The 22764-nt window shown below is 71.2% G+C and carries 26 protein-coding genes; 10 read left to right on the top strand and 16 right to left on the bottom strand.

Features of this window, described 5'->3' with window-relative positions:
* Position 1 precedes the first annotated feature (1 nt).
* The 3 genes from ACGFIB_RS26125 to ACGFIB_RS26115 all read right to left on the bottom strand — a co-directional run bounded on the left by ACGFIB_RS26125 (position 2) and on the right by ACGFIB_RS26115 (position 2104).
* Positions 2-184 carry a hypothetical protein gene (locus tag ACGFIB_RS26125; protein WP_393375699.1) on the bottom strand — a complete coding sequence of 61 codons (183 nt, stop codon included), beginning with the start codon at positions 182-184 and terminating at the stop codon, positions 2-4.
* A gap of 24 nt (positions 185-208) precedes the next feature.
* Complete coding sequence (locus ACGFIB_RS26120) at positions 209-1504, bottom strand: Fic family protein (RefSeq protein ID WP_393375696.1); 1296 nt, start codon at positions 1502-1504, stop codon at positions 209-211.
* A 99-nt stretch (positions 1505-1603) separates the two neighbouring features.
* On the bottom strand, positions 1604-2104 hold the full coding sequence (locus ACGFIB_RS26115; protein WP_357163405.1) for a MarR family winged helix-turn-helix transcriptional regulator: 501 nt from the start codon (positions 2102-2104) through the stop codon (positions 1604-1606).
* A gap of 105 nt (positions 2105-2209) precedes the next feature.
* On the opposite strand from ACGFIB_RS26115, the gene ACGFIB_RS26110 reads away from it, so the two are divergent.
* The 3 genes from ACGFIB_RS26110 to ACGFIB_RS26100 all read left to right on the top strand — a co-directional run bounded on the left by ACGFIB_RS26110 (position 2210) and on the right by ACGFIB_RS26100 (position 4883).
* Positions 2210-3154, top strand: a complete 945-nt coding sequence (locus ACGFIB_RS26110; RefSeq protein ID WP_357163402.1) for an EamA family transporter — start codon at positions 2210-2212, stop codon at positions 3152-3154.
* Between the two features lie 254 nt (positions 3155-3408).
* Positions 3409-4029, top strand: a complete 621-nt coding sequence (locus ACGFIB_RS26105; protein ID WP_357240725.1) for a cyclodeaminase/cyclohydrolase family protein — start codon at positions 3409-3411, stop codon at positions 4027-4029.
* Entirely contained in the window at positions 4026-4883 is an 858-nt protein-coding gene (locus ACGFIB_RS26100) for a bifunctional 5,10-methylenetetrahydrofolate dehydrogenase/5,10-methenyltetrahydrofolate cyclohydrolase (RefSeq protein ID WP_393375694.1), read from the top strand. Before ACGFIB_RS26105 ends, ACGFIB_RS26100 begins: the two co-directional genes overlap by 4 nt.
* 100 nt (positions 4884-4983) lie before the next feature.
* On the opposite strand, the gene ACGFIB_RS26095 is transcribed toward ACGFIB_RS26100, so the two are convergent.
* From ACGFIB_RS26095 to ACGFIB_RS26085, 3 genes are all read right to left on the bottom strand, one after another.
* Positions 4984-6225 carry an RNA polymerase sigma factor gene (locus ACGFIB_RS26095; protein ID WP_393375691.1) on the bottom strand — a complete coding sequence of 414 codons (1242 nt, stop codon included), beginning with the start codon at positions 6223-6225 and terminating at the stop codon, positions 4984-4986.
* Positions 6222-6545 carry a YciI family protein gene (locus ACGFIB_RS26090; protein WP_357022973.1) on the bottom strand — a complete coding sequence of 108 codons (324 nt, stop codon included), beginning with the start codon at positions 6543-6545 and terminating at the stop codon, positions 6222-6224. Before ACGFIB_RS26090 ends, ACGFIB_RS26095 begins: the two co-directional genes overlap by 4 nt.
* Before the next feature lie 89 nt (positions 6546-6634).
* A complete protein-coding gene (locus ACGFIB_RS26085; RefSeq protein ID WP_393375689.1) occupies positions 6635-7255 on the bottom strand; it encodes a dihydrofolate reductase family protein in 621 nt (206 codons plus the stop codon).
* A gap of 131 nt (positions 7256-7386) precedes the next feature.
* Here ACGFIB_RS26085 and ACGFIB_RS26080 point away from each other — a divergent pair, with 131 nt between their 5' ends.
* Entirely contained in the window at positions 7387-7839 is a 453-nt protein-coding gene (locus tag ACGFIB_RS26080; protein ID WP_393375686.1) for a DoxX family protein, read from the top strand.
* 38 nt (positions 7840-7877) lie between these two features.
* Here the strand turns inward: ACGFIB_RS26080 and ACGFIB_RS26075 are convergent, their stop codons facing one another.
* The 4 genes from ACGFIB_RS26075 to ACGFIB_RS26060 all read right to left on the bottom strand — a co-directional run bounded on the left by ACGFIB_RS26075 (position 7878) and on the right by ACGFIB_RS26060 (position 11674).
* Complete coding sequence (locus ACGFIB_RS26075) at positions 7878-8651, bottom strand: WecB/TagA/CpsF family glycosyltransferase (RefSeq protein WP_393375684.1); 774 nt, start codon at positions 8649-8651, stop codon at positions 7878-7880.
* A 263-nt stretch (positions 8652-8914) separates the two neighbouring features.
* A complete protein-coding gene (locus tag ACGFIB_RS26070) occupies positions 8915-9934 on the bottom strand; it encodes a glycosyltransferase family 2 protein (RefSeq protein WP_393375682.1) in 1020 nt (339 codons plus the stop codon).
* On the bottom strand, positions 9931-10854 hold the full coding sequence (locus ACGFIB_RS26065) for a sulfotransferase family protein (protein ID WP_357240746.1): 924 nt from the start codon (positions 10852-10854) through the stop codon (positions 9931-9933). Before ACGFIB_RS26065 ends, ACGFIB_RS26070 begins: the two co-directional genes overlap by 4 nt.
* Before the next feature lie 130 nt (positions 10855-10984).
* Positions 10985-11674, bottom strand: a complete 690-nt coding sequence (locus ACGFIB_RS26060; RefSeq protein ID WP_142571185.1) for a helix-turn-helix transcriptional regulator — start codon at positions 11672-11674, stop codon at positions 10985-10987.
* Between the two features lie 126 nt (positions 11675-11800).
* On the opposite strand from ACGFIB_RS26060, the gene ACGFIB_RS26055 reads away from it, so the two are divergent.
* Genes ACGFIB_RS26055 through ACGFIB_RS26040 form a run of 4 tightly spaced genes read left to right on the top strand, consistent with a single transcriptional unit; the run spans position 11801 to position 14611 of the window.
* A complete protein-coding gene (locus tag ACGFIB_RS26055; protein WP_393375679.1) occupies positions 11801-12322 on the top strand; it encodes a DUF2231 domain-containing protein in 522 nt (173 codons plus the stop codon).
* A 33-nt stretch (positions 12323-12355) separates the two neighbouring features.
* Positions 12356-12784: a hypothetical protein gene (locus ACGFIB_RS26050; RefSeq protein ID WP_142571183.1), complete on the top strand. Its 429-nt coding sequence runs from the start codon at positions 12356-12358 to the stop codon at positions 12782-12784.
* Positions 12777-13376, top strand: coding sequence for a GTP cyclohydrolase I FolE (folE, locus tag ACGFIB_RS26045; protein WP_229689761.1), 600 nt, complete (start codon positions 12777-12779; stop codon positions 13374-13376). The genes ACGFIB_RS26050 and folE overlap by 8 nt, the downstream gene beginning before the upstream one ends.
* A gap of 17 nt (positions 13377-13393) precedes the next feature.
* On the top strand, positions 13394-14611 hold the full coding sequence (locus tag ACGFIB_RS26040) for an NAD(P)/FAD-dependent oxidoreductase (RefSeq protein ID WP_393375676.1): 1218 nt from the start codon (positions 13394-13396) through the stop codon (positions 14609-14611).
* A 130-nt stretch (positions 14612-14741) separates the two neighbouring features.
* Here ACGFIB_RS26040 and cysN read toward each other — a convergent pair whose 3' ends face one another.
* Genes cysN through ACGFIB_RS26020 form a run of 4 tightly spaced genes read right to left on the bottom strand, consistent with a single transcriptional unit; the run spans position 14742 to position 19196 of the window.
* The gene (gene cysN / locus ACGFIB_RS26035) at positions 14742-16004 is read right to left on the bottom strand and encodes a sulfate adenylyltransferase subunit CysN (protein ID WP_142571181.1); all 1263 of its coding nucleotides are present in this window, start codon (positions 16002-16004) and stop codon (positions 14742-14744) included.
* On the bottom strand, positions 16004-16918 hold the full coding sequence (gene cysD, locus ACGFIB_RS26030) for a sulfate adenylyltransferase subunit CysD (protein ID WP_357240755.1): 915 nt from the start codon (positions 16916-16918) through the stop codon (positions 16004-16006). Before cysD ends, cysN begins: the two co-directional genes overlap by 1 nt.
* 11 nt (positions 16919-16929) lie before the next feature.
* Entirely contained in the window at positions 16930-17730 is an 801-nt protein-coding gene (locus ACGFIB_RS26025; RefSeq protein ID WP_393375673.1) for a 3'(2'),5'-bisphosphate nucleotidase CysQ, read from the bottom strand.
* Positions 17731-17732: 2 nt separating this feature from the next.
* Positions 17733-19196, bottom strand: coding sequence for a sugar transferase (locus ACGFIB_RS26020; protein WP_373292560.1), 1464 nt, complete (start codon positions 19194-19196; stop codon positions 17733-17735).
* Between the two features lie 75 nt (positions 19197-19271).
* Between ACGFIB_RS26020 and ACGFIB_RS26015 the strand changes: the two genes are divergently transcribed.
* Positions 19272-19994: a 3'-5' exonuclease gene (locus tag ACGFIB_RS26015; RefSeq protein WP_393375671.1), complete on the top strand. Its 723-nt coding sequence runs from the start codon at positions 19272-19274 to the stop codon at positions 19992-19994.
* Here the strand turns inward: ACGFIB_RS26015 and pth are convergent.
* On the bottom strand, positions 19969-20580 hold the full coding sequence (gene pth, locus ACGFIB_RS26010) for an aminoacyl-tRNA hydrolase (protein ID WP_142571179.1): 612 nt from the start codon (positions 20578-20580) through the stop codon (positions 19969-19971). The two genes, ACGFIB_RS26015 and pth, sit on opposite strands and share 26 nt — an antisense overlap.
* Positions 20581-20662: 82 nt before the next feature.
* Complete coding sequence (locus tag ACGFIB_RS26005) at positions 20663-21253, bottom strand: 50S ribosomal protein L25/general stress protein Ctc (protein ID WP_191052578.1); 591 nt, start codon at positions 21251-21253, stop codon at positions 20663-20665.
* 418 nt (positions 21254-21671) lie between these two features.
* Here ACGFIB_RS26005 and trpS point away from each other — a divergent pair, with 418 nt between their 5' ends.
* Positions 21672-22751: a tryptophan--tRNA ligase gene (gene trpS / locus ACGFIB_RS26000; protein WP_393375668.1), complete on the top strand. Its 1080-nt coding sequence runs from the start codon at positions 21672-21674 to the stop codon at positions 22749-22751.
* Positions 22752-22764: the final 13 nt, after the last annotated feature.

The following is a 22764-nucleotide window of genomic DNA, read 5'->3' as shown; positions in this document are numbered from 1 at the left end:
CTCACGGCCCGGTGGCCAGGTCGGCCAGGTTCTCCTGCTCGACGATCACGCGGCAGAGCTCGCCCAGGTCGTCCCCGTCCACAGTCCGATGAGCACCGGCCTCCTCAGCGGCGAGACCGAACGGACGGTTGCGGTCGGCCCACCATCGCCCGACATCGGAACGCCACACATGCCAAGGGGTCACCGCCGGCACGATGTGGCGAAGGTGTCACCGCTGGGGCCGAGCCGGCACGACCCGCCGGGGTGCGGACTTACGCGTATCCCAACGTGTGCTCGCCAATCGGCGCTCTGTCAGCGTGAGCAGGTCGAAGACCTCACTCGCCAGATACCCACGGGTGTTTCTCTCGACCTGTTTGGGGTTCAGGATGCCGGCGCCGGCGAGCTCCTCCAACGCCTGCCGAGCGGCGGGGTGCGTGACCGAAAGCAGGCGCTGCACGGTACGAGCGGTGACGACGGGAGCCGCAGGCAGAAGGTCGAGCAGGCGCGCGACCGCCGAGTCGGATCGAGCGACCGGCCGCAGCCCTCGCGACTCACGGAACCGGCGATGGCGTTCCAGCCAGTCCTCGTGCACCTGCGTCAACTCGTCGGCGAACTTCTCCGCCTGCTCCACCGCCGTCCTCGTCGCCGTGACGAACAGACTCAGCCATGTCTCGACCGCCTCCTGAGCATCGGACGAACCGGGCTCTCCGGAGTAGCGGTATGCCATGAGACCGGCGACGTACTCATCCGAGCGGGTGAGCAGAACCAGGCTGATCGGAAGGATGGCGCTGGGCGTCAGGCCTCGCCGGGTGAGAACCGTGTGGATGAGCGCGCGTCCCACTCTTCCGTTGCCATCGGTGAAGGGATGAATGGTCTCGAACTGAGCATGGATCAAGGCCGCCTGGATAAGCGCCGCGTGTTCCGCGCCGTTGAGGTACGTCGCGAGATCGTCCATCAGCGAGGGAACGTGCTCTGGCGGCGGCGGAACGAACTCCGCGTCCAGCGGATGCCAGTCACCGCCCCCGACCCAGTTCTGCACCTGTCGCAACCCGTGGTGTCGCTCCTCCGGAAGGAGCACCTGATGAAGGGCGACGATGTCTGAAGTGGACACGGACTCGGCTGTCACCAGATTGGTGACCGCCTGCCGCAAGGCCGTCACGTTGTTGGCCACGAGCCGTGCCGTCGCGGTGAACCCTTTGGACACTCCGTCGTCGTACCCCGCGAGTTCGGCGAGAGCGACCTGCTGGGGAGATGCCTGGAGACCCTCGATCCGCGAGGAAGCGATCGCCTCGGACCGGAGAAGAAACCGGGCGAGACCGTCGATGCCGAAACCTGCCGGATGGGCGACAAGCCGCCGCACCATGCCCTCGACGACGGAGACCTCCCGGGCTATGTCGGGCGACACGATAAGGAGGCGGCCTACCAGGCGATCCGGCAGATACGGGCGGTAGACACCGCCGCGCCTGTCACGCTTACTCGGGGCATCCCATGCGGTCGGCCACGACGCCTCCTGAAAACCGGCCATGCCGGTTATCCTTTCACGCCGCATCCCTCGATGAAAGGATAATCACTATCCTTTCACGCCCGAGGTCGCGGTGAAAGGATACGGAACGGGGCGTACTCACTAGCCGAGGGTGGTGTCGCCGAGGGAGGCGAGGAGGGAGCGCAGGGCGGCGGCGAGGTGGTCGCGCTCCCGGGGGTCCAGCGACGCCAGCAGGCGCGCCTCGTTCGCGACGTGCGGCTCCAGCACCTCGTCCACGAGCGCGAGACCGCGCTCGGTGAGCCGCACCAGGACCGACCGCCGGTCGCCGGAGTCCGGGATCCGCTCGACCAGTCCCCTGGCCGCCATGCGGTCGATGCGGTTGGTGATCGCACCGGAGGTCACCATCGCCGCCTTGTTCAGCGCTCCCGCCGTCAGCTCGTACGGAGGACCGGACCGCCGCAACGTGGCCAGGACGTCGAACTCCCAGCGCTCCAGGCCGTGCGCGGCGAAGAACTCCTTCAGCTCCCGGTCGAGCAGCCGCGACAGCCGGCTGATCCGGCCCATGATCCCCATCGGCCACACGTCCAGGTCGGGCCGTTCGCGCGCCCACTGCGTCATCAGCAGATCGACGGCATCGTTCATGGCGGACCCCTGAACACTAAGTATCTCAACGTTGAGTAGTTTGACGTCTACGCGAATCTCATGCTGTTATTTCAATGTTGAGATTATCAACGAGGAGCAATCTTCATGAGCCTGTCCGCCGCATCCCGGCCCGGTTCTGCCGGAACGCTGGCCCTCACCGCGCTCACGCCGCTCGCCTGGGGCTCGACGTACGCCGTGACCACGGAGTTCCTGCCGCCCGACCGCCCGATGTTCACCGCCGTGATGAGAGCGCTGCCCGCCGGGCTTGTGCTGCTGGGCATCGGCCGGGTCCTGCCTCACGGCATGTGGATCTGGCGTGCCGCGGTGCTCGGCGTGCTGAACATCGGGGCGTTCTTCCCGTTGCTGTTCCTGGCGGCGTACCGGCTGCCCGGCGGCGTCGCGGCCGTGCTCGGCGCGATCGGGCCGCTGTTCGCGCTCGTCTTCGCCGCCCTGTTGCTCTCCGAGCGTCCGACCGCACGCAAGGTGCTCGCCGGGCTCCTCGGACTGCTCGGGGTCGGGCTGGTCGTCCTGCGTGCCGAGGCACGGCTCGACATGGTCGGCGTGCTCGCCGGGCTGGCCGGTGCCGCGTCCATGTCCGCCGGGACCGTGCTGACCAAGCGCTGGGGCCGTCCCGAGGGGGTCGGCGCCCTCGCCCTCACCGGATGGCAGCTCACCGCGGGCGGGCTGCTGCTCGTCCCGGTCGCTCTGCTCATCGAAGGCGCGCCGCCGGCGCTCAGCGGCGAGAACCTGCTCGGCTACGCCTATCTGGGCATCGTCGGCACCGCCCTCGGCTACTGGATCTGGTTCCGCGGCATCTCCCGGCTCCCCGCGACGTCCGTCGCCTTCCTCGCTCTGCTCAGTCCGGTCTCCGCGGCCGTCATCGGCTGGGCCGCGCTCGGGCAGGCGCTCAGCCCGATCCAACTGCTCGGCATGGTCCTCGCCCTCGGCGGCACCCTCCTCGGTCAGGCCCCGGCCGGGCCCTCCCGGCGCGACTCCGCCCCGCCCGCGCCCGTACGGCCCGCGGCTCCGACGGCCAGCCCGTCTCGCTGACACGAACGAGCCCATACGCGGAGCGACCAGCGGGCCGTGGGAGGATTTTCCCGGCCGTGCCACGCGCGAAGGCGTGCCCGTGCCCATTCGCGAAGCGTGCCCGTGCGCGAACGGTGCCCGTGCGCGAACGGTGCCCGTGCGCGAACCGTGCCGATGCGCGAACCGTGCCGATGCGCGAGGCGTGGCTTATTCGCGAAGCGTGCCGACGCGCGAGGCGTGCCACGCGTAAACAGGACGACCGGAGGACGAGCGCGATGCGCGACGAGAAGATCAGCGATTTCCTGTCCCGCCTCGCCGATCGGGTGCCCGCGCCGGGCGGAGGCGCCACCGCGGCCCTGCACGCCGCGCAGGCCGCGGCCCTGCTGGGCATGGTCGCGCGTTACACCACCGGCGAGAAGTACGCCGAGCACGCGGCCGTGATCGAACGGATCACCGGCGAGACCGACGAACTGCGATCGAGCGCCCTGCGCTTGGCCGAGGACGACGCGGCGGCGTTCACTGCGGTCACCGAGGCGTACAAGCTGCCCAAGGACACCGACGAGGCGAAGGCCGCCCGCTCGGCCGCCATCGCCGAGGCGCTGGTGGGGGCGGGCAAGGTCCCTGCCGAGGTGGTCGCCGTCGCGAGGAGGGCCGTCGGCGTCGCCGAGGAACTGCTGCCCATCGGCAACCGCAACGTCGTCTCCGACATCGCCGCCGCCACCGAGGCCGCACGGGCGGCGGCGACCACCGCCCGGGTGAACATCGAGATCAACCTCGGGGGGATCAAGGACGAGCGGGTCCGCGCCGAACTGGCCGCCGAGGCGGCCGGCGTGGACGAGGTCGCCGCACGGGCCGAACGCGTCACCGCCGCCGTCCGTGAGGAGATCGCGAAGTGAGCGCCCGCGTCCTGTCCGGCAAGGAGCTCGCGGCGTCGATCCGGGCCGGGGCCGCCGAGCGGGCCGCCGCGCTCGCCGCGGCCGGCGCGCCGCCGAAGCTCGCCGTCGTCGTCGCCACGGCCGACGAGTCCAGCGCCTGGTACGTCCGCTCGATCGCCCGCGCCGCCGAGAAGGCCGGCATCACCTGTGACATCGTCGACCTCGGCGCGCAGGCCGCCCCCGGTTCGATCCGCGACAGGCTGGCGGCGCTGAGCGACGACGACACCGTGCACGGGATCATCCTCCAGACCCCGCTGCCGCAGGGGGCGAAACTGGAGGATCTGGCCGGCGCGATCGCGTTCGAGAAGGACGTCGACGGCGCCAACCCCCTGTCGCTGGGCCGCCTGGCCGCGGGGCTGCCCGCCTTCGCCCCGGCGACCGCCGAGGCCGTCGTGGCGATCCTCGACCACCACGAGATCGACCTGGCCGGCAGCCGCGTCGCCGTGGTCGGCCGGTCCACCGTGGTCGGCAAACCCGCCGCCCATCTCCTGCTGGACAGGAACGCCACCGTCACGGTCTGCCACTCCCGTACGCGGGACCTGGCCGCCGTCACCTCCGCGGCCGACGTGGTCGTGGCCGCGGTCGGCCGCGCCGGGCTGATCACGGCCGAGCACGTGCGGGCCGGGGCGGTGGTCGTCGACGTCGGCACCAACCCCACCGAGGACGGCGGCCTGGTCGGCGACGTCGACGCGGTCGCGGTCGCGGGCAAGGCCGGGGCGCTCACGCCCGTGCCCGGCGGGGTCGGCCCGGTCACCACCGCGCTGCTGCTGCGGCACACCGTAGACGCCGCCGCGCAGGCCGCCGACCGCGGCTGAGCTCACCTCTCTGGCCTTGCCTCTCTGGCCTCGTGTCGTCGCCGTGCTCGTCCGGCTGCGGAACACCGCCGGACCTCCCGTACGGGAGGCGTCGTCGGCGCTATCGCAGTTGGTCGCGGCGGCGGGTGAGGTGGGCGGTCTCCGCGGTGTTGCCGGCCAGTTCGATGGCTCTGTCGTAGGCCGCACGGGACTCCCGGCTGCGGCCCAGCCGGCGTAGCAGGTCGGCCCGGGTGGCGTGGTAGGCGTGATAGCCGGCCAACGCCTCGGCGAGGCGGTCGACGATGGCCAGTGCCACCTCCGGGCCGTCGAGCTCGGCGACCGCGATGGCCCGGTTGAGGGCGACGATCGGCGAGGGGTCGAGGCGGACGAGCTGGTCGTAGAGGGCGAGGACCTGCGACCAGTCGGTGTCGCGGATGTCGCGGGCGGAGGTGTGCACGGCGTTGATCGCCGCGAGAATCTGGTAGCGCCCCGGAGCCACCCCGGCGGCGGCAGCGGCGAGGCGCTCGCGCACCAGCCGGTGACCCTCGGCGATCAGTTCCGCGTCCCAGGCCCCTCGGTCCTGCTCGGTCAGAGGGACCAGTTCGCCGCCGGCCGAGACCCGGGCGGGGCGGCGGGCCTCGGTCAGGAGCATCAGCGCCAGCAGCCCCGCCACCTCACCGTCGTCCGGCAGAAGGACACGGATCAGGCGGGCGAGCCGGATCGCCTCGGCGGTCAGCTCGTGCCGTACGGGATCGGTGCCGGGGCCGGTGGCCAGGTAGCCCTCGTTGAAGACGAGGAACAGGACGGCGAGGACGCCGGAGACGCGCGCCGGGAGATCCTCGGCCGACGGCACCCGATAGGGGATGCGCGCCGCCTTGATCTTGGCCTTCGCGCGGGTGATCCGCTGCCCCATGGCGCTCTCGGCCACCAGGAAGGCGCGGGCGATCTCGGGCATGGTCAGGCCGGCGACCATGCGCAGCGTCAGCGCCACGCGGGTCTCCATAGCCAGTGCCGGGTGGCAGCAGGTGAAGATCAGCCGGAGCCGGTCGTCGTCGATGGCGCCGACAGGCTCGGGCGGGTCGTCGTCATAGACCATCTGAGCCTCCTTGTGCTTGTCGTCGCGCTTGCTCTCGCGCCGGATCCGGTCGATGGCTCTGTGGTTGGCCGTGGTGGTCAGCCAGGCGCCCGGGTTGGGGGGCACGCCGTCGGCCGGCCACCGCTGGACGGCGGTCGCGAACGCCTCGGCGGCCGCCTCCTCGGCGATGTCAAGGTCCCCGAAGCGCCTGGTCAGGGAGGCGACCACCCGTGCCCATTCCTCATGGTGGGCCTTGGTGATCGCCTCGTGGGCGTCGATCCTGTTCACAGGAACGGCCGCACCTCGACTTTCCGATTGCAGGCCTTCGACCCCTCGGCCGCCAGCTTGAGTGCCGCGTCGAGGTCGGCTGCCTCGATGATCCAGAAGCCGGCGAGATACTCCTTCGACTCCAGGAAGGGCCCGTCGGTGACCATCGCCTCCCCGCCCCGGTTGTCGATGACGGTGGCCGTGCTGGGCGAGGCGAGGCCGCCGGCGAAGACCCAGTGGCCCTCGGCCCGGAGCCCGTCGTTGAAGACGTCGATCGCCGCGTCCTCCTCCGGGGTAGCGAGGCCGGCCTGGTCGTGGATCACGGAAATCAGGTACTGCATCTGAAAATCATCTCCTGTGGTGTCGAGGCAGGGCTATCGAGGCAGGGGTGTCGAGCAGGGGGTGCAGAGGGGTCTACCGGTCGGGGACTTCACGCTGTCGCATACTGCGGACGCCCGGCCGGCCGGTAGACCTGGATCGTCACGCCCTTGGAGTCGACGCGCGACTCGACCAGGTCGAGCGCAAGATCCGGGCCGGCGTCCGGGAACAGCCGCGCGCCCTGGCCGACGACGACGGGAACGATGATGAGGGTCATCTCGTCGACCAGGTCGTTCTCCAGCAGCCACCGGGTCAGGGTGCCGCTGCCGTGCACCTGCAGCTCACCGCCCGGCGTGGCCTTCAGGTCCGCGATGGCGGCCGCGACGTCTCCGGACAGGACGGTCGTATCCGACCACGCCGGATCTGTGAGCGTGGTCGACGCCACGTACTTGGGCCGTGTGTTCAACGCTTCCACAACGCCCTCCCAGCCAGGGGCATCCTGGACCGTCATGGTCCCCCACGAGCCGGCGAACAGCTCGTAGGTCCGCCGGCCGAGCAGGAACGCGTCGGCGCGCTGGTAGGTCTGGTTGATGAACGCGTGGGTCTCGTCGTCGCCCCTGCCCAGGGCCCATCCGCCGCGCTCGAATCCGTTCCTGCGGTCCTCGTCCGACGCGCCGCCGTTTCCCTGCACCACTCCATCGACGGTGACCTGAGTGATGGTCGTCAGCTTCATGATCGCGGTTCCTTCGCCTTGGCGCCGCCGCTCGTGGGCGGCCTCACCCCTGCTACGAACACCACCGCCCCGATCCGACACCGGCTCCCGGATTTCTTCGAAGAATTTTTCGCCGACCATGTGCGACAGGCGTGACAGCGATCGCCCGCGACGGCCGCGGCTCGCCCATCCGCTACATTTCGCTCTGCTGCCGCAAGAACGGACTCTCCATGAACATCGTCCTGTGGGTCATCGCCGGCCTGCTCACCCTCGCGTTCCTCATCGCCGGGGTGATGAAACTCGCCCAGCCGAAGGACCGGCTGGCGGTGTCCGGCATGACCTGGACCGAGGACTTCTCCGCAGGCACGATCAAGGGCCTCGGCGCTCTTGAGGTGCTGATCGCCTTCGGCCTCGTCCTGCCCGCCGTCACGGGCATCGCCCCGGTGCTGACGCCACTCGCCGCGCTCGGCATCGCCCTGATCATGGCCGGAGCGGCCGTCGTTCACGCCCGTCGCGCGGAATCCCAGGTCATCGTCGTCAACCTGGTGCTCCTGGTGCTGGCCGCCGTCGTCGCCTGGGGCCGCTTCGGCCCGTACGCCTTCTGAGCCCTGCTTTCGAGCCCCTGCTTCCTGACGTCTGCTTCCTAATGTCTGCTTCGCGACCCGAGGGTCCTGCGCAGCAGGGCGCCCGACAGGATGCGGAGGGCGAAGGGGAGGTCGTCGACCAGATAGCGGCGGGCGAGCCGCTGGGGCTCGCTGAGCAGGCGGAACAGCCATTCGAGCCCGTGGTCGCCCATCCAGCCCGGGGCCCGGCGCACCGAACCGGCGGCGAACGCGATGGCCGCGCCGCATCCCACGAACCAGGCGCCCGGCAGATCGGCCCGCAGCTGCGCGACGAGCCGGTCCTGCCGGGGAAACCCCAGACCCACGAAGACCAGGGACGGCCGTGCGGCGACGAGCCGTCCCCGCACCTCCGCCAGCGCCGCCGGGCTGGTCTCGAACCCGTACGGCGGAGCGTGGACGCCCACCACGTTCAGACCCGGATGCCACCCGCACAGCGCGTCCCGCGCCGCCTCGGCGACTCCGGGCGGTCCCCCGATCAGGTAGACGGGCAGGCCGCGGGCCACCGCGGCCGCGCTCAGCGACCAGATCAGGTCGGCGCCCGTCACCCGTTCCGGCAGCGGACGCCCGAGCAGGCGCGACGCCCAGACCAGCGGCATGCCGTCGGCCACGGCGAGTTCGGCCGCGTCGATCAGCGCGCGCAGGGAGGGGTCGCGGGCGGCGGCCCGGCAGATGTCCACGTTCGGCGTGACCAAGTGTCCGCCCGTGCCGCGCTCCAGCGCGGCCATCACCCGAGCGACCACCTGCGCGTGGGTGAGCGGGTCGAGCAGCACTCCGCCCACGCGAACCCTGCCCACGCCAACCCTGCCCACGCCAACCCTGCCCACGCCAACCCTGTCAGCGCGACCCCTGCCCGCCTGAACCGTGTCCACCTGAACCCTGTCCACCCGAACCGTGCCGACCGGAACCGTGTCCATACGAACCCTGTCCACCTGAACCCTTTTTGCCGGAGGGCGGGCTCCCCGTGCCGCGGCCATCTGGGCATGGGCCGCCTCGGACCACGGCCACACCGGCGTCGCCGGGTTCACGGCCGCCGTGGGCATGGGCGCGGGCTCGGCCATCAGATGCCGTGGCCGTGACGGTGGAGGGCGTGCAGCACGGCGCGCGGGCTGACCAGCCCTCCGGCGACGGCCAGCGCCACCGCCGCCCTCGGCTCACCCGGCCGGGCGGAGAAGGCGCGCAGCGACCAGCGGGCGGCCTCCCGCCGCCGGCCGAGGGCCGCGTGGCAGAAGGCGAGCTGCCCGTAGACGCGGGCCGCGCCACGCGGTTCCGCCGCCAGCCCGGGATGCCGGGCGAGCATCCACTCCAGCCCGGCGATCCGGTCGGCCCAGCGCCCCACGTAGTGCGAAGAACCCCAGCGCACGCGCACGAGCGGCCGGTCGACGTGGACGATCGGATGCCGCCAGGCGGCCCGCAGCGCGAGGTCCCAGTCTTCGTTCTGACCGGACGGCGCGCTCTCGTCCACCCACGTCCAGCCCCGGCGGAACAGGAACGTCGAGGAGTGCACCATCATCATCCGTGAGCGGGTGAGGTGCCGGTGGGTCACCCGGCCGGTGCCGGCCAGCCGCGGCACCCTGCGGTCGCCGTACTCGACCTCGACGGCGCAACTCACGAAGCCGGCGTCGGGCTCCTCCTCCAGCGCGGCGACCTGGGCGGCCAGCTTGCCGGGCAGCCAGAGGTCGTCGTCGTCGCAGAAGGCGACGAGATCCGTGCCGAGCACCGAGATTCCGGTGTTGCGCGCGCCCGGCAGGCCGGCGGCCCGCCGGTTGCCCAGCACCCGGACGCTCCGGACCGCTTCCCCGGCCCCAGAAACCGCCCCCGATCCCGCCTCTGAAGCCGCCTTCGAAACCGCCCCCGAAACCGCCCCCGATCCCGCCCCCGATCCCGCCTCTGATCCGGCCTCCGCATCGGCGACGCCGGACACCTGGGAGGCCACGAGGGAGGCGGGCACACCGTCGGCCACGACCACCACCTCGACGGGGCCGGCGTACTCCTGGGCGAGCACCCCGGTCAGCGCGGCTCGCAGCGGGCCGGGCCGGTCGCCCCGGGTGGGGACGACCACGCCGACGGACGGCATCATCGCCGGGCTCCCGGGCGGTAGGCGAGGCGATAGCCGTAGAAGAGAAGAAGGGGGAGGGTGATCGCGGTGACCAGCCACCGCTGCGACCAGGGCAGCGGCGCCGGCCGGTGGCGTATCTCGATCGGTCCCACCGAGAAGCGCATCGGGTTGCCGGAGACGGTGTGCGCGACGCCGAGCAGCGCTTCGCGGTCGTCCAGGAAGGCGAGATCGCCGGCGGGAAGCCCGAGCCGCGTGGCCAGGCGCCCCAGCGTCGCGCGCGGGTCACGCACCAGGTCCTCGTGACGCACCCGGACGACCTGCACGCCCTTGCGGCGCAGCACCTCGAAGGCCAGGTTCTGGGCCAGCCAGTGGACGGCGGTGCGCACGGGCGTCCAGCGGGTCATCGGCCGCCCGTCCTCGGGCCTGCGCACCCTGCGCCGCCACGACGCGGCCACCGCCCGCGGATCGCGCACCACCTGGACGACCCGCATGTCCATGATCGATGCAAGGCAGTACGCCAGGGAGGCGTGCTTGCTGGAGTCGACGACGACCCGGGCGTCGGCCACCTCCGCCGCCGCCGCGTAGATGCGCGCGTACGACCGGACGTATTCGGCCAGTTCGGCCTCACGGGTCGCGAGTCCGAGCGCGAGGACGGGCACGCGGCGGGTCCGGTCGACGCGGGCGCGCAGGCCGGGCAACCACCCCGCCTGGCTCTGCCGCCACTGTCCGAACGCGCGGGCGCCCACCTTCGCCCAGAACGGGCACTGCGAGAACCGCTGCCCGCAGCCGCAGGGCTCGTCCGCGCGTACGCCGCGGTCCCACAGGTGGACGACCTCGCCGAGCGGCGCCACGCCGGGCACCTCACCGAGGAGGCGTTCGAGCAGAGTGCTACCGCTGCGTCCCAGGCCGCCCACGAAGATCACCGGCTGAGCGTCGGCCACGTGTCCTCCATGGATGGATGCGAAACGCGACGACAGTAGCGCGGAGAGTAATCGGGCGACTCTCAATCGCCAAAGGATCTACGAGCCCTCCACCTGCGGCAGAACGGGACGACCGGAGGCAGATCAAGCCTCAGGAGGAGCGCAGTTCGACGCAGCACTCCCCCGGCCGCGGCACCAGGACGGCCTGCACCCTGGTGGCCTCCAGGCCGGTGAGCATGCCGTCGAGGAAGGCGTGGTTGACCCCGCAGACCAGCTCGGGGGCTCGCGCCGCCAGCGGGTGGAACGGGCAGTTGTGCAGCCGCACGCAGGTGGGAGACTCGCGGCCGGGCTCGAAGCCATGCCGCGCGAGCAGACTTTCGAGCAGGGTGAGGGCGCGCTCCGCGCCGAGCCGGCCGGGCTTGGCCCGGGCGCGCTCCGCGGCGCCGATCTCTTCTCCGTGCCGACCGGCCACCCGCGCCGCCGCCTGGCGGGCACTTTCGCCCTCGCCCTCCGCGAGGACGGCGTCCACGAGGATGTCGGCCAGCACCTCGTGCCGGCGTTCGGGGATCGTGACGCGGATGTCGGTCTCGGTGGGTTCGTAGACCTTCGGGGTGCGGCCGACCCTGCGGATGCCGCCGACCGCCTCATAGCGGGCACGCAGCAGGCCGGCGTCGACCAGCTTGTCCAGGTGGAAGGCGGCCAGCTTGCGGGAGATTCCGACCGAGGCGGCGGCCTCGTCCCGGGTCACCGGGCGGCGCGCCCTGCGGATGTAGGCGTACATCCCCTGCCGCAGCGCGTCGTCCAGCGCGGCCACCGCACTGATCCCGGGATCCGTCGTCATCCTGACACGATAACGCCTGCCAGCGCGGTCGAAAACAGTGGCCCCTCGATGTACGCCTGCTCCTTGACCGCCCAGTCGAATAAGACCAACATTGTTTGGCGTAATACGTCGAACGCGGAGGTCCGGATGACCGGTGAGCTACACGAGGCGAAACGACCGGTGAGCGCGGTGCTGGCCGGGCCGTACGGCCATCCGTTCCACCCCATGCTGGTCGCGGTGCCCATCGGAGCGTGGGTGGCGAGCATGGTCTTCGACGTGGCGTCCCGGTTCGCTCCCGGTCCGGGATTCCTCGCCGAGGGCTCGAAGTGGCTGATCGCCCTCGGGGTGCTCGGTGCGCTGGCCGCCGCGATGGCCGGGTTCCTGGACCTGTTCGCCATCCCTGCGGGCACCCCGGCGTTCCGCACGGGTCTGCTCCACATGGGGTTGAACCTTGTGGTCACCGCCGCGTACGCCGCCGGCTTCCTGTGGCGCCAGGCGGGCACGGCGTCCGACACAGCGGCGGGCCCGGTCGCGCTCGGCCCGCTGCTGCTGTCGGCGGGCAGCCTGGCGCTGCTCGTGGTCTCCGGCTACCTGGGCGGCAAGCTCGCCTACCGCTACGGCGTGCGGGTGGCCGACGAGGCCACCCAAGCCGACGGTTTCCGGCGCTGACCTCACCCCACCATCGCAGAAGGAGAATTCATCATGGGTATCGCGGCACTGGTCACATGGCTGCTCACCGCGGTGGGCGGTTTCGTGATGCTGGGCATCTGGATCGCCAGAGGCGGCCCGCGTGCCGGCCGTCTCTCACCAGGGCTCGTCTTCGGTCACTTCGCGCTGGCCGTCGCCGGGCTGATCGTGTGGATCGTCTATCTGTTCGCCGGCAGCGCGGCCCTGGCGTGGGTGGCGCTGGTCCTGCTGGTCCCGGTCGCGCTGCTGGGCTTCGCGATGTTCGCGCGGTGGATCCCCGCCTACCGCGCCCGTACGGCGGTGGCGGGCGGCCCGGGCGCCACCGGCACGGCGGGAGCGCCCGAGCGGCACTTCCCGGTCGCGATCGTGGCCGGGCACGGTCTGCTCGCAGTGGCGACCGTGGTGCTGGTGCTGCTGACCGCGCTCGGCGTGAGCGGTGGCTGAGGTGCGCTCCCTGCGGGTGATCGCCGAGCCGCGCGACGGTGTGGACCTGGCCGCCGCCGAGCGCGCGGCCGGCCAGTTCCTGGAGGCCCTGGGCATCTCGACCGATTCCGAGAGCCTGCGGGAGACTCCGGCGCGGATGGCCAAGGCGTATGCCGAGCTGTTCACCCCACGCCCGTTCGACCTGACCACCTTCCCCAACGAGGAGGGCTACGACGAGCTCGTGCTGGCCCGCGCGATCCCGGTCCGCTCGGTCTGCGAGCATCACCTGCTGCCCTTCGCCGGAGTCGCCCATGTCGGCTACCTTCCCGGCGACCGCATTCTCGGGCTGTCGAAGCTGGCCCGCGTCGTCGAGCACTTCGCCCGCCGGCCGCAGGTGCAGGAACGGCTCACCAAACAGGTGGCCGACTGGCTCGCCGACCGGTTGCGACCCGCGGGGGTCGGCGTCGTGATCGAGGCCGAGCACACCTGCATGACCCTGCGGGGAGTGCGGGCCGTCGGCTCGACCACCGTGACCTCGACACTGCTGGGCATATTGCGGAAAGACGCCCGATCCCGTCAGGAGTTCTTCGCCCTCACCGGCACCCGCACCTGAGCAAGGAGACCATCGTCGTGACACAGCAGAGGTTTGTGATCGTCGGAGCCGGTCTGGCCGGCGCCAAGGCCGCCGAGGCCCTGCGCGAGCAGGGATTCGACGGGCGGGTCACGCTCATCGGCGCCGAGCCGCACCACCCCTATGAGCGGCCCCCGCTGTCCAAGGGCTATCTGACGGGCAAGACCGACCGCGCCGGCGTCTTCGTCCACGAGGAAGGCTGGTACGCCGACCACGACGTCGAGCTGCGGCTCGGCGTCGCCGCCACCGGCCTCGACCGCGGCGCCCATCGCGTCGAACTGGCCGACGGCGGCGCGATCGAATACGACAGGTTGCTGCTGGCCACCGGTGCCCGCCCGCGAAGGCCGCCGATCCCCGGCGCGGCGGCGCCCCACGTGCGCTACCTGCGCCGGATCGAGGACTGCGAGTCGCTCAAGGACGTCCTCGGGAGCGTGTCCCGGCTGGCGGTGATCGGGGCCGGCTGGATCGGGCTGGAGGTCACCGCCGCCGCCCGGCAGGCCGGCGTCGCGGTCACGGTGCTGGAGTCGGCGCGGCTGCCGCTGCTACGCGCGCTCGGGCCCGAGGCGGCCCAGATCTTCGCCGACCTGCACCGCGACCAGGGCGTCGATCTCCGGCTCGGGGTCACCGTCAGCGAGATCACGCCCTCGGGCGTACGTCTGGGTGACGGCGCCGAGATCGATGCCGACGCCGTCCTCGTCGGTGTCGGCGCCGAACCCGACGTAGACCTCGCCGTGCGCGCCGGGCTGCCCGTGGGCAACGGCATCGTGGTGGACGCGGCCCTGCGGACCGGCGACCCGGACATCGTCGCCGCCGGGGACGTCGCCAACGCCTACCACCCGCTGCTGGGCACGCACGTACGGGTCGAGCACTGGGCCAACGCGCTCAAACAGCCCAAGGTCGCCGCCGCCACCATGCTGGGCCGGGAGGCGGTCTACGAGGAGCTTCCCTACTTCTACACCGACCAGTACGACCTCGGCATGGAGTACGTCGGCCACGTCCAGCCCGGCGGCTACGACCAGGTCGTCTTCCGGGGCGACGTCGCGGCCCGGGAGTTCATCGCCTTCTGGCTCAGCGGCGATCGCGTCCTGGCCGGCATGAACGTCAACGTCTGGGACGTCGTCGAGCCGATCAAGAGGTTGATCCGCTCCGGAACACCCGTCACGCCCCAGGCGCTGGCCGACACCGGCCGGCCGCTGGAGAGCCTCACCACCCCGTAGAGCGGCATGGCCCGCGTGCGCCCAGTAGACAGGGGCGGGCACGGAAAACACGGAGGCGAACACAGCGGAAAACACAGGGCAGCGCTCCGGCTCATGGGCGCGCTGCCCGTTGTGTCTTCCTCTGTCTTCCTCAGTGCGCGTCGACGATCATGCCGGCGGCGACGGTGCCGTTGGTGGCCTCGTCGATCAGGATGAAGCCGCCGGTGAGGCGGTTGCGGGCGTAGTCGTCCACGAACAACGGCTGGGTCGTCCGCAGCGACACCCGGCCGATCTCGTTGAGGCCCAGAGCGGTGGCCGACTCGTCCCGGTGCAGGGTGTTGACGTCGAGCCGGTAGTGCAGGTCCCGCACGAGAGCCCGGGCCGTACGGGTGGTGTGCTTGATGATCAGCTTGGAGCGCTGCTGGAGCTTCAGGCCGTCGGCCATCCAGCAGATCATCGCGTCGATCTCCTGGGCGGCCTGCGGCTGGTTGTTCGGCCGGCAGATCATGTCGCCCCGGGAGATGTCGATGTCGTCGCCCAGGCGCAGCGTGACCGACATCGGCGCGAACGCCTCCTCCACCGGGCCCTCGAAGGTGTCGATCCCGGTGATCGTCGTGGTCAGGCCGGAGGGCAGGTGCAGCACCTCGTCACCCGGCTTGAGCACGCCGCCCGCGACCTGCCCGGCGTATCCCCGGTAGTCGTGCAGCTCCGGGCTGGTCGCGCTGTGCGGGCGGATGACGTACTGCACGGGGAAGCGCACGTCGACCAGGTTGCGGTCGGAGGCGATGTGCACGTTCTCCAGGTGGTGCAGCAGCGAGGAGCCGTCGTACCACGGCATGTTCTCCGAGCGGGAGACCACGTTGTCGCCGTGCAGCGCCGAGATCGGGATGAACGTGAGGTCGGACGCGTTCAGCTTGCTGGCGAACGCGGTGAACTCCTCGCGGATCTCCTCGAACCGGGCCTCGGAGTAGTCGACGAGGTCCATCTTGTTGACCGCCAGCACCAGGTGCGGCACCCGCAGCAGCGTGGTCAGGAACGCGTGCCGCCGCGACTGCTCCAGCACGCCCTTGCGCGCGTCGATCAGGATGATCGCCAGGTCGGCGGTGGAGGCGCCGGTGACCATGTTCCGGGTGTACTGGATGTGCCCGGGAGTGTCGGCGATGATGAACTTCCGCTTGGGCGTGGCGAAGTAGCGGTAGGCCACGTCGATCGTGATGCCCTGCTCGCGCTCGGCCCGCAGGCCGTCGGTGAGCAGCGACAGGTCGGTGTACTCCGTGCCCCGGTCGCGGGAGGTGCGCTCGACCGCTTCGAGCTGGTCCTCGAAGATCGCCTTGGAGTCGAACAGCAGGCGTCCGATCAGCGTCGACTTGCCGTCGTCGACGCTGCCCGCCGTCGCGAAACGAAGGATGTCCATCAGAAGTAGCCTTCCTTCTTGCGATCTTCCATGGCGGCCTCGGAAGCCCGGTCGTCGGCGCGGGTGGCGCCGCGCTCGGTGATCCGGGTGACGGCGATCTCGTCGATGATCTCGTCGATCGTGGTCGCGGTCGAGGCGACCGCACCGGTGCAGGTCATGTCGCCGACCGTGCGGTAGCGGACGACGGCGTCGAACGTGGGCTCGTCCTCGCCCCGCTGGACCACCTCGGAGTCGGACAGCAGCATGCCGTCGCGCTCGAAGACCCTGCGCGTGTGGGAGAAGTAGATGGACGGGATCTCGATGCCCTCGCGCCGGATGTAGTGCCACACGTCCAGCTCGGTCCAGTTCGACAGCGGGAACACGCGGATGTGCTCACCCCTGCTGATCTTGGTGTTGTAGAGGTTCCACAGCTCGGGACGCTGGTTCTTCGGGTCCCACTGGCCGAACTCGTCGCGGAAGGAGAACACCCGCTCCTTGGCCCGGGCCTTCTCCTCGTCGCGCCTGGCCCCGCCGAAGACCGCGTCGAACTCGTGCTCCTCGATGGCGTCCAGCAGCGTCGTGGTCTGCAGCCGGTTGCGGGAGGCCCGCCGCCCGGTCTGCTCGACCACCCGCCCGGCGTCGATCGACTCCTGGACCGACGCGACCACCAGCCGCGCACCCAGCTCGGCGACCCGCCGGTCGCGGAACTCGATGACCTCGGAGAAGTTGTGCCCGGTGTCCACGTGCATCAGGGGGAAGGGGATCGGCGCCGGCCAGAAGGCCTTCTCGGCGACCCGCAGCATGACAATGGAGTCCTTGCCGCCGGAGAAGAGCAGACACGGGCGCTCGAACTCTGCCGCGACCTCACGCATGATGTGGATCGCCTCGGCCTCGAGTATGTCGAGTTGTGACGTGGTGTAGTCACGCTGAAGCATGGGGACTTCCTTCACGGAGTCTGGCGATGCAGGTCACGGATTCCGGCGAGCAACGTTGGCGCCAGATCCGGTAGGGAGACCAGGATATCCGGCAGCCAGGGGTCCCCCTGGTTATAGGTCAGGGGCGAGCCGTCGATCCTGCTCGCGTGCGCCCCCGCCGCGACCGCCACCGCGACCGGCGCGGCAGAGTCCCACTCGTACTGGCCCCCGGCGTGCACGTATGCCTCGACCTCTCCGGTGAGGACCGCGGCGATCTTGGCGCCGGCCGAGCCGATGGGCACGAGTTCCCCGCCGTGGCGGGCGGCCAGCTCACGGACGAACTCGGGCGGACGGGTGCGGCTGACCGCGATACGGAACGGCTCGCGCACCTTCTCCGGCAGCTCGGGCGGCGCCGCCGTCGTGAGCGTGCGGCCCTGTGCTGGTTGTTGGGCCGATCCCGGCCAGGCGGGCAGAGCGACCGCACCGGCCCTGAGGGCGCCGCGTTCCCACAGCGCCACGTGGACGGCCCAGTCGGCGCGGCCCTCCTCGGAGAACTCACGGGTGCCGTCGAGAGGGTCGACGATCCAGACGCGCTCGGCCGACAGCCGCCGGGGGTCCATCCGCTCCTCGCGGGTCGCCTCCTCCGACAGCACGGCGTCGTCCGGCCGCAGCCGCCTCAGGGCGTCCATGAGGAACTCGTGGGACGCGCGGTCCCCCGCGTCCTTCAGCGCCCGGCCGTCCTCGAACCCGAGACGGGCGCGCAGCTCAAGGAGCCGCTCCCCCGCCTCCGTCGCCAGCTCACCGGCGAGGGAATGGTCGTCCCGCATCGTCATTATCAGTACGCTCCCGCCCCGCCTGCGACCGCAGACCACGTCTTCCATAAGATCTGCAGATCCAGCATGAGAGACCAGTTCTCGACATAACGTAGGTCCAACCGTACCGATTCCTCCCAGGAGAGGTCGGACCGGCCGTTGACCTGCCAGAGCCCGGTCATCCCGGGCCGCACCACGAGCCTGCGGCGCACGTCGTCGCCATACCGCGCGACCTCCTCGGGCAGCGGCGGGCGCGGTCCGACGAGCGACATGTCGCCCCGAAGCACGTTGAAGAGCTGCGGCAGTTCGTCGAGCGAGTAGCGCCGCAGCGCGGCGCCGAGCGGGGTCACCCGCGGATCCCTGCGCACCTTGAACAGCACGCCGTCGGCGTCGCTGACCAGCTCGACCTTGCGGGCCTCCGCGTCCCTGCGCATCGTGCGGAACTTCAGGATCGTGAACTCCACGCCGTCCCTGCCCACCCGCCGCTGGCGGAACAGGACGGGCCCCGGCCCGCTCGCCCGCACGGCCACGGCGACGGCGGCCAGCAGCGGGGCGAGCACGACCAGCGCGGCGGCGGCGACCAGCCGGTCGAACACGCCCTTGACCAGCCGGCGTCCTCCCGTCAGCTCGGGATGCTCCACGTGCAGCAGTGGGAGCCCGGCGATGGGGCGGATCGCGATCCGCGGACCGGCCACCTCCATCAGCGCGGGCGCCACCACGAGGTCGGTGCGCGTCCGCTCCAGCCGCCAGGCCAGCCTGCGCAGCGCCGTGCCGTCCAGCTCGGGGCAGGCGAGCACCGCCACCGTGTCCGCCCGGACCTGCTCGACCACCAGCGGCACGTCGGTGAAGTCGCCCAGCACCGGCACGTCCGCGATCCATCCGGCGGCGCCGGTGGGCACGCAGGCGGCCACCACCTCCATCCCGTGGTAGCGCTCCCTGCGGAAGGTGGCGACCAGCTCGGCGACCGCCGTCCGATGGCCCACCGCCACGACCCTGCGCATGCAGCCCCCGCCTCTGGCCCTTCTGCGGTGCAGCCGCTGCCGCAGGCCGTATCTCGCCGCGAGGGTGAGCACGGTGGCGAGCGGCAGCGCGATCAGCACGTAGCCGCGGGCGATCCCGGTCTTCGACGCGTACGCCGCGATCGTGACACCCGCGATCAACGTGAAGCCGCCCCGCGCGACCCGGCGGAACTCCTCGGCCCCCACGCCGATCAGGCGCGGCTCGTACGCCCGGCTCAGGACCAGGATCACCGCCCAGACGGCGGGCAGCGCGGCGCTCGCGATCACGTAGGGCATCACGTACGGAGTAACCTCGCCGAACCGGATCACCACCGCGGTGACCCCCGCGAGAAGGGCGCCCACGATGTCGCAGACGGCCGCGGTGAGCCGATACCGGACCGCCCACTCGGGAGGCCGCGGCATCGGATGGGCCGGCGAGTCCCGGAACGTGCCGACGGCAACCGAGGACGTGTCACCGTCCAGCACCATCGCCCCCCGTGATCCTGCCAATACCGACAGTGATGGAATGCTAGCGGCCTCACCCCGGCGTCTCAGGGAGATTCGTTGAAAGCCGAAACGTACATATCGGTTGATGTCGAGGCTGATGGCCCGATTCCGGGGCCGTACTCGATGGTCAGCTTCGGCATGACCGTGGCCGGCCGGATGACCGGGCGGCGGTTCGAGCGGACCGATCCGGAGTCCCAGACGTTCTACGCGGAGTTACGGCCGATCAGCGACGACTGGGTGGCGGAGGCGCTGGCGGTGAGCGGCCTCGACCGGGCGACGCTGCAGCGTGAGGGACGCGACCCGGCCGAGGCGATGACGGAGGCGGCGGCCTGGGTGCGTGAGGTGTGCGGCGACGACCTGCCGGTGCTCGCGGCCTTCCCGCTGTCGTACGACTGGATGTGGATGTACTGGTACTTCCTCCGATTCACCGGGCAGTCGCCCTTCGGCCACTCCCGATGCATCGACATCAAGACGCTGTACGCCGCCAAGGCCGTGGTGCCGGTGGCCTGGGCGACCAAGCGCCAGATGCCGCGCGAGGTGCGGGCGCGGCGCCCGCACACCCACAACGCGCTCGACGACGCCATCGAGCAGGCCGAGTTGCTGCAGAACCTCATGCTCTGGCCGGGCGCGGCGCGGCGCGGGCGCGACGCGAGCGACGTCGGCGGGACGGCCGCGCCGGACCTCAGCGGGGCGGCCTCGTCCGATCTCGGCGGGACGGATTCACCCGACCTCGGCGGGGCGGCTTCGCCGGACCTCAGCGGGGCGGCTTCGCCGGATTGAGGTCTGCGGTGTGGAAGCGGTTCTGCGTCGCCTCCAGACCGGCGGTCATCAGCGACTCCACCATGTCGGCCGCCCGGTCCACGAGGAACGGCAGGTCCTTGCGCTCGGCCGTGGCGAAGTCGCGCAGCACGAACGTCGCCGGGTCCATGCGGCCCGGCGGGCGGCCGATGCCGAACCTGATGCGCGGGTACTCGCGGGTGCCCAGCGACTTCGTGATCGACTTCAGGCCGTTGTGGCCGTTGTCCCCGCCGCCGGTCTTCGCGCGCAGCGCGCCGTACGGGATGTCCAGCTCGTCGTGGATCACGACGACCCGGTCGGGGGTGGCCTTGTAGAAGTCGGCCAGCGCCTTCACCGGGCCGCCCGACAGGTTCATGAACGACAGCGGCTTGGCCAGCACGACCGGGAGCGCGGCCAGGCGGCCCTCGACGATCTCGGCCCGCGACCTGTGCGCCTTGAACCGCCCGCCCATCCGGGCAGCCAGCTCGTCGAGCACCATGAAGCCCGCGTTGTGCCGGTTTCCGGCGTACTCCGGCCCGGGGTTGCCCAGGCCCACCACCAGCCACCGCTGCGCGGACGTGTCGGACACCGCTGTCTCCTCCGCTGTCTTTCCCCACAAGGAAGAGTCCTCCACAGGACACCTGTGGAGGACTCTCTCACGAACGGGGGTCCTACTCGGCGGCGCTGTCGCCCTCGGCGCCCTCGGCGCCCTCGGGCAGCTCGGCGGTCGGGGCGCCGATCACCTGCAGCACCAGAGCCTCGGGGTCGCCCGCCAGCGTGGTGCCGCTCGGCAGGTTCAGGTCGCTCGCGTGCACCACGAAGCCGGCGTCCTTGCCGTCCACGTCGACCTCGACGCCGGTCGGGATGTGGGTCGCCTCGGTCTCGACCGAGATCGTGACGAGCTGCTGGTCGACGATGGCGCTGCCGATCGTGTCGCCGGTGACGGTGACCGGGATCTCGACGGTGACCTTCTCGCCGCGCTTGACCAGCAGCAGGTCGACGTGCTCCAGGAAGCCCTTGATCGGGTCGCGCTGGACGCCCTTGGGCAGCGCGATCTCGTCCACGCCCTCGCCCTCCAGGCGGATGAGCACGTTCGGCGTGCGCAGCGCGAGCAGCAGCTCGTGGCCGGGGAGGGTCAGGTGCTTGGTCTCGGTGCCGTGGCCGTAGAGAACGGCGGGGACCTTGTTCCCCCGGCGGATCTTGCGGGCGGCGCCCTTGCCGAACTCGTTGCGAAGCTCGGCGGCGATACGTACCTCGGACACGGCGCATCTCCTAGGGATGAGTCGATCGGCGGATTGGCGCGCTCCCCCTCACCCGCCCTAGCGGAAGGCGTTACGAGCGCAACCCCCACAGCCTACCGTTCGCCGCGCCGGAGGCACGCCATCAGTCGTGCCGGAGGCGCGCCGTACGCCCTGCCGGAGGCACGCCATCAGTCGTACCGAGGCGCGTCAGCAGTCCGCCGGCGTCGCTCGCCGGGCGCTGACATCCGCGACATCCGCCGGGTCGCGCCGTTACACTGGCCGCGTGATTCGTACGTTGTGTCAGGGCTGGTGGCGCTCCACATAGGAGCGGCCATCTCACACGCGTACGACCGGGCCGTTCGGATGGACGGCCCTTTTTCGTGCTCCCTGGACGAGGGGCCGCCGTCGGAACGGCGGACCACCTGCCAGGGGAGAACACATGACCACGATCCTCGACACCACTCCGGACGACGACGAGCTCGGCCTACCGGCCGCCCGGCGCCGCAGCGCCGCGCTGGAAAGACAGATCCATGAGCGGCCCGGACGCTTCCGCGCGCTGACCGGGGACCGCCCGACCGGCCGGCTGCACCTGGGGCACTATTTCGGCACCCTGCACAACCGCGTCCGCCTTCAGAACCTGGGCGTGGACATGATGGTGCTGATCGCGGACTACCAGGTCCTGACCGACCGCGACGTCGCCGACCGGCTCGCGGAGCACGTGGAGGACCTGACGCTCGACTACCTGGCCGTGGGCATCGACCCGGACCGGGCCACCGTTTTCACGCATAGCGCGGTCCCCGCGCTGAACCAGTTGCTGCTGCCGTTCCTCAGCCTGGTCTCCGTCTCGGAGCTGGGGCGCAACCCCACGGTCAAGGACGAGATCGCCCACTCGCGTCAGTCGGCGGTCAGCGGGCTGATGTTCACCTATCCGGTCCACCAGGCCGCCGACATCCTGTTCTGCAAGGCAGGCCTCGTGCCCGTCGGTCAGGACCAGTTGCCTCATCTGGAGGTCGCCCGCACCGTCGCGCGCCGCTTCAACAGCCGCTACGGCCCGGTCTTCCCCGAGCCGGAGGCTCTGCTGTCCGCGGCCCCGCTGCTGCTCGGCACCGACGGAGGCAAGATGAGCAAGAGCCGGGGCAACGCCATCACCCTGGCGGCGACCGCCGACGAGACCGCCCGGATGATCCGCGGCGCCAAGACCGACGCGGACCGTAATATCACCTACGATCCGGCGGCCCGGCCCGAGGTCTCCAGCCTGGTCCTTCTGGCCGCGCTGTGCCTGGACCGCGACCCGCACGAGGTGGCCGGGGAGATCGGCGGCCGGGGAGCGGCAGGGCTGAAGGGCGTCGTCACCGACGCGGTCAACGACCGCTTCGCGCCCATCCGGGCGCGGCGCGCCGAGCTGGCCCAGGACCGCGCCCACATCCGGCGGGTGCTTCGTGACGGCAACGAGTGGGCCAACGCCATCGCCGACGACACCCTCAAAGAGGTGCAGCAGGCCATGAAGGCCTTCTACTGAAGGACGCGCGCGG

Source organism: Microbispora bryophytorum, assembly GCF_043197435.1.
Taxonomy (GTDB): Bacteria; Actinomycetota; Actinomycetes; order Streptosporangiales; family Streptosporangiaceae; genus Microbispora; species Microbispora bryophytorum.
The sequence above is the reverse complement of the archived record's forward strand: the minus strand, read 5'-3'. Positions and strand labels throughout refer to the sequence as shown.

Coding starts and splice junctions, on each gene's coding strand:
- cysN (WP_142571181.1), bottom strand. CDS start 16,004: ATGGACATCCTTCGTTTCGCGACGGCGGGCAGCGTCGACGACGGCAAG.
- ACGFIB_RS26115 (WP_357163405.1), bottom strand. CDS start 2,104: ATGAACGATGCCGTCGATCTGCTGATGACGCAGTGGGCGCGCGAACGG.
- ACGFIB_RS26090 (WP_357022973.1), bottom strand. CDS start 6,545: ATGCAGTACCTGATTTCCGTGATCCACGACCAGGCCGGCCTCGCTACC.
- ACGFIB_RS26020 (WP_373292560.1), bottom strand. CDS start 19,196: ATGGTGCTGGACGGTGACACGTCCTCGGTTGCCGTCGGCACGTTCCGG.
- ACGFIB_RS26055 (WP_393375679.1), top strand. CDS start 11,801: ATGACCGGTGAGCTACACGAGGCGAAACGACCGGTGAGCGCGGTGCTG.
- cysD (WP_357240755.1), bottom strand. CDS start 16,918: ATGCTTCAGCGTGACTACACCACGTCACAACTCGACATACTCGAGGCC.
- ACGFIB_RS26070 (WP_393375682.1), bottom strand. CDS start 9,934: ATGATGCCGTCCGTCGGCGTGGTCGTCCCCACCCGGGGCGACCGGCCC.
- ACGFIB_RS26060 (WP_142571185.1), bottom strand. CDS start 11,674: ATGACGACGGATCCCGGGATCAGTGCGGTGGCCGCGCTGGACGACGCG.
- ACGFIB_RS26105 (WP_357240725.1), top strand. CDS start 3,409: ATGCGCGACGAGAAGATCAGCGATTTCCTGTCCCGCCTCGCCGATCGG.
- ACGFIB_RS26025 (WP_393375673.1), bottom strand. CDS start 17,730: ATGACGATGCGGGACGACCATTCCCTCGCCGGTGAGCTGGCGACGGAG.
- ACGFIB_RS26050 (WP_142571183.1), top strand. CDS start 12,356: ATGGGTATCGCGGCACTGGTCACATGGCTGCTCACCGCGGTGGGCGGT.
- ACGFIB_RS26110 (WP_357163402.1), top strand. CDS start 2,210: ATGAGCCTGTCCGCCGCATCCCGGCCCGGTTCTGCCGGAACGCTGGCC.
- ACGFIB_RS26085 (WP_393375689.1), bottom strand. CDS start 7,255: ATGAAGCTGACGACCATCACTCAGGTCACCGTCGATGGAGTGGTGCAG.
- trpS (WP_393375668.1), top strand. CDS start 21,672: ATGACCACGATCCTCGACACCACTCCGGACGACGACGAGCTCGGCCTA.
- ACGFIB_RS26120 (WP_393375696.1), bottom strand. CDS start 1,504: ATGGCCGGTTTTCAGGAGGCGTCGTGGCCGACCGCATGGGATGCCCCG.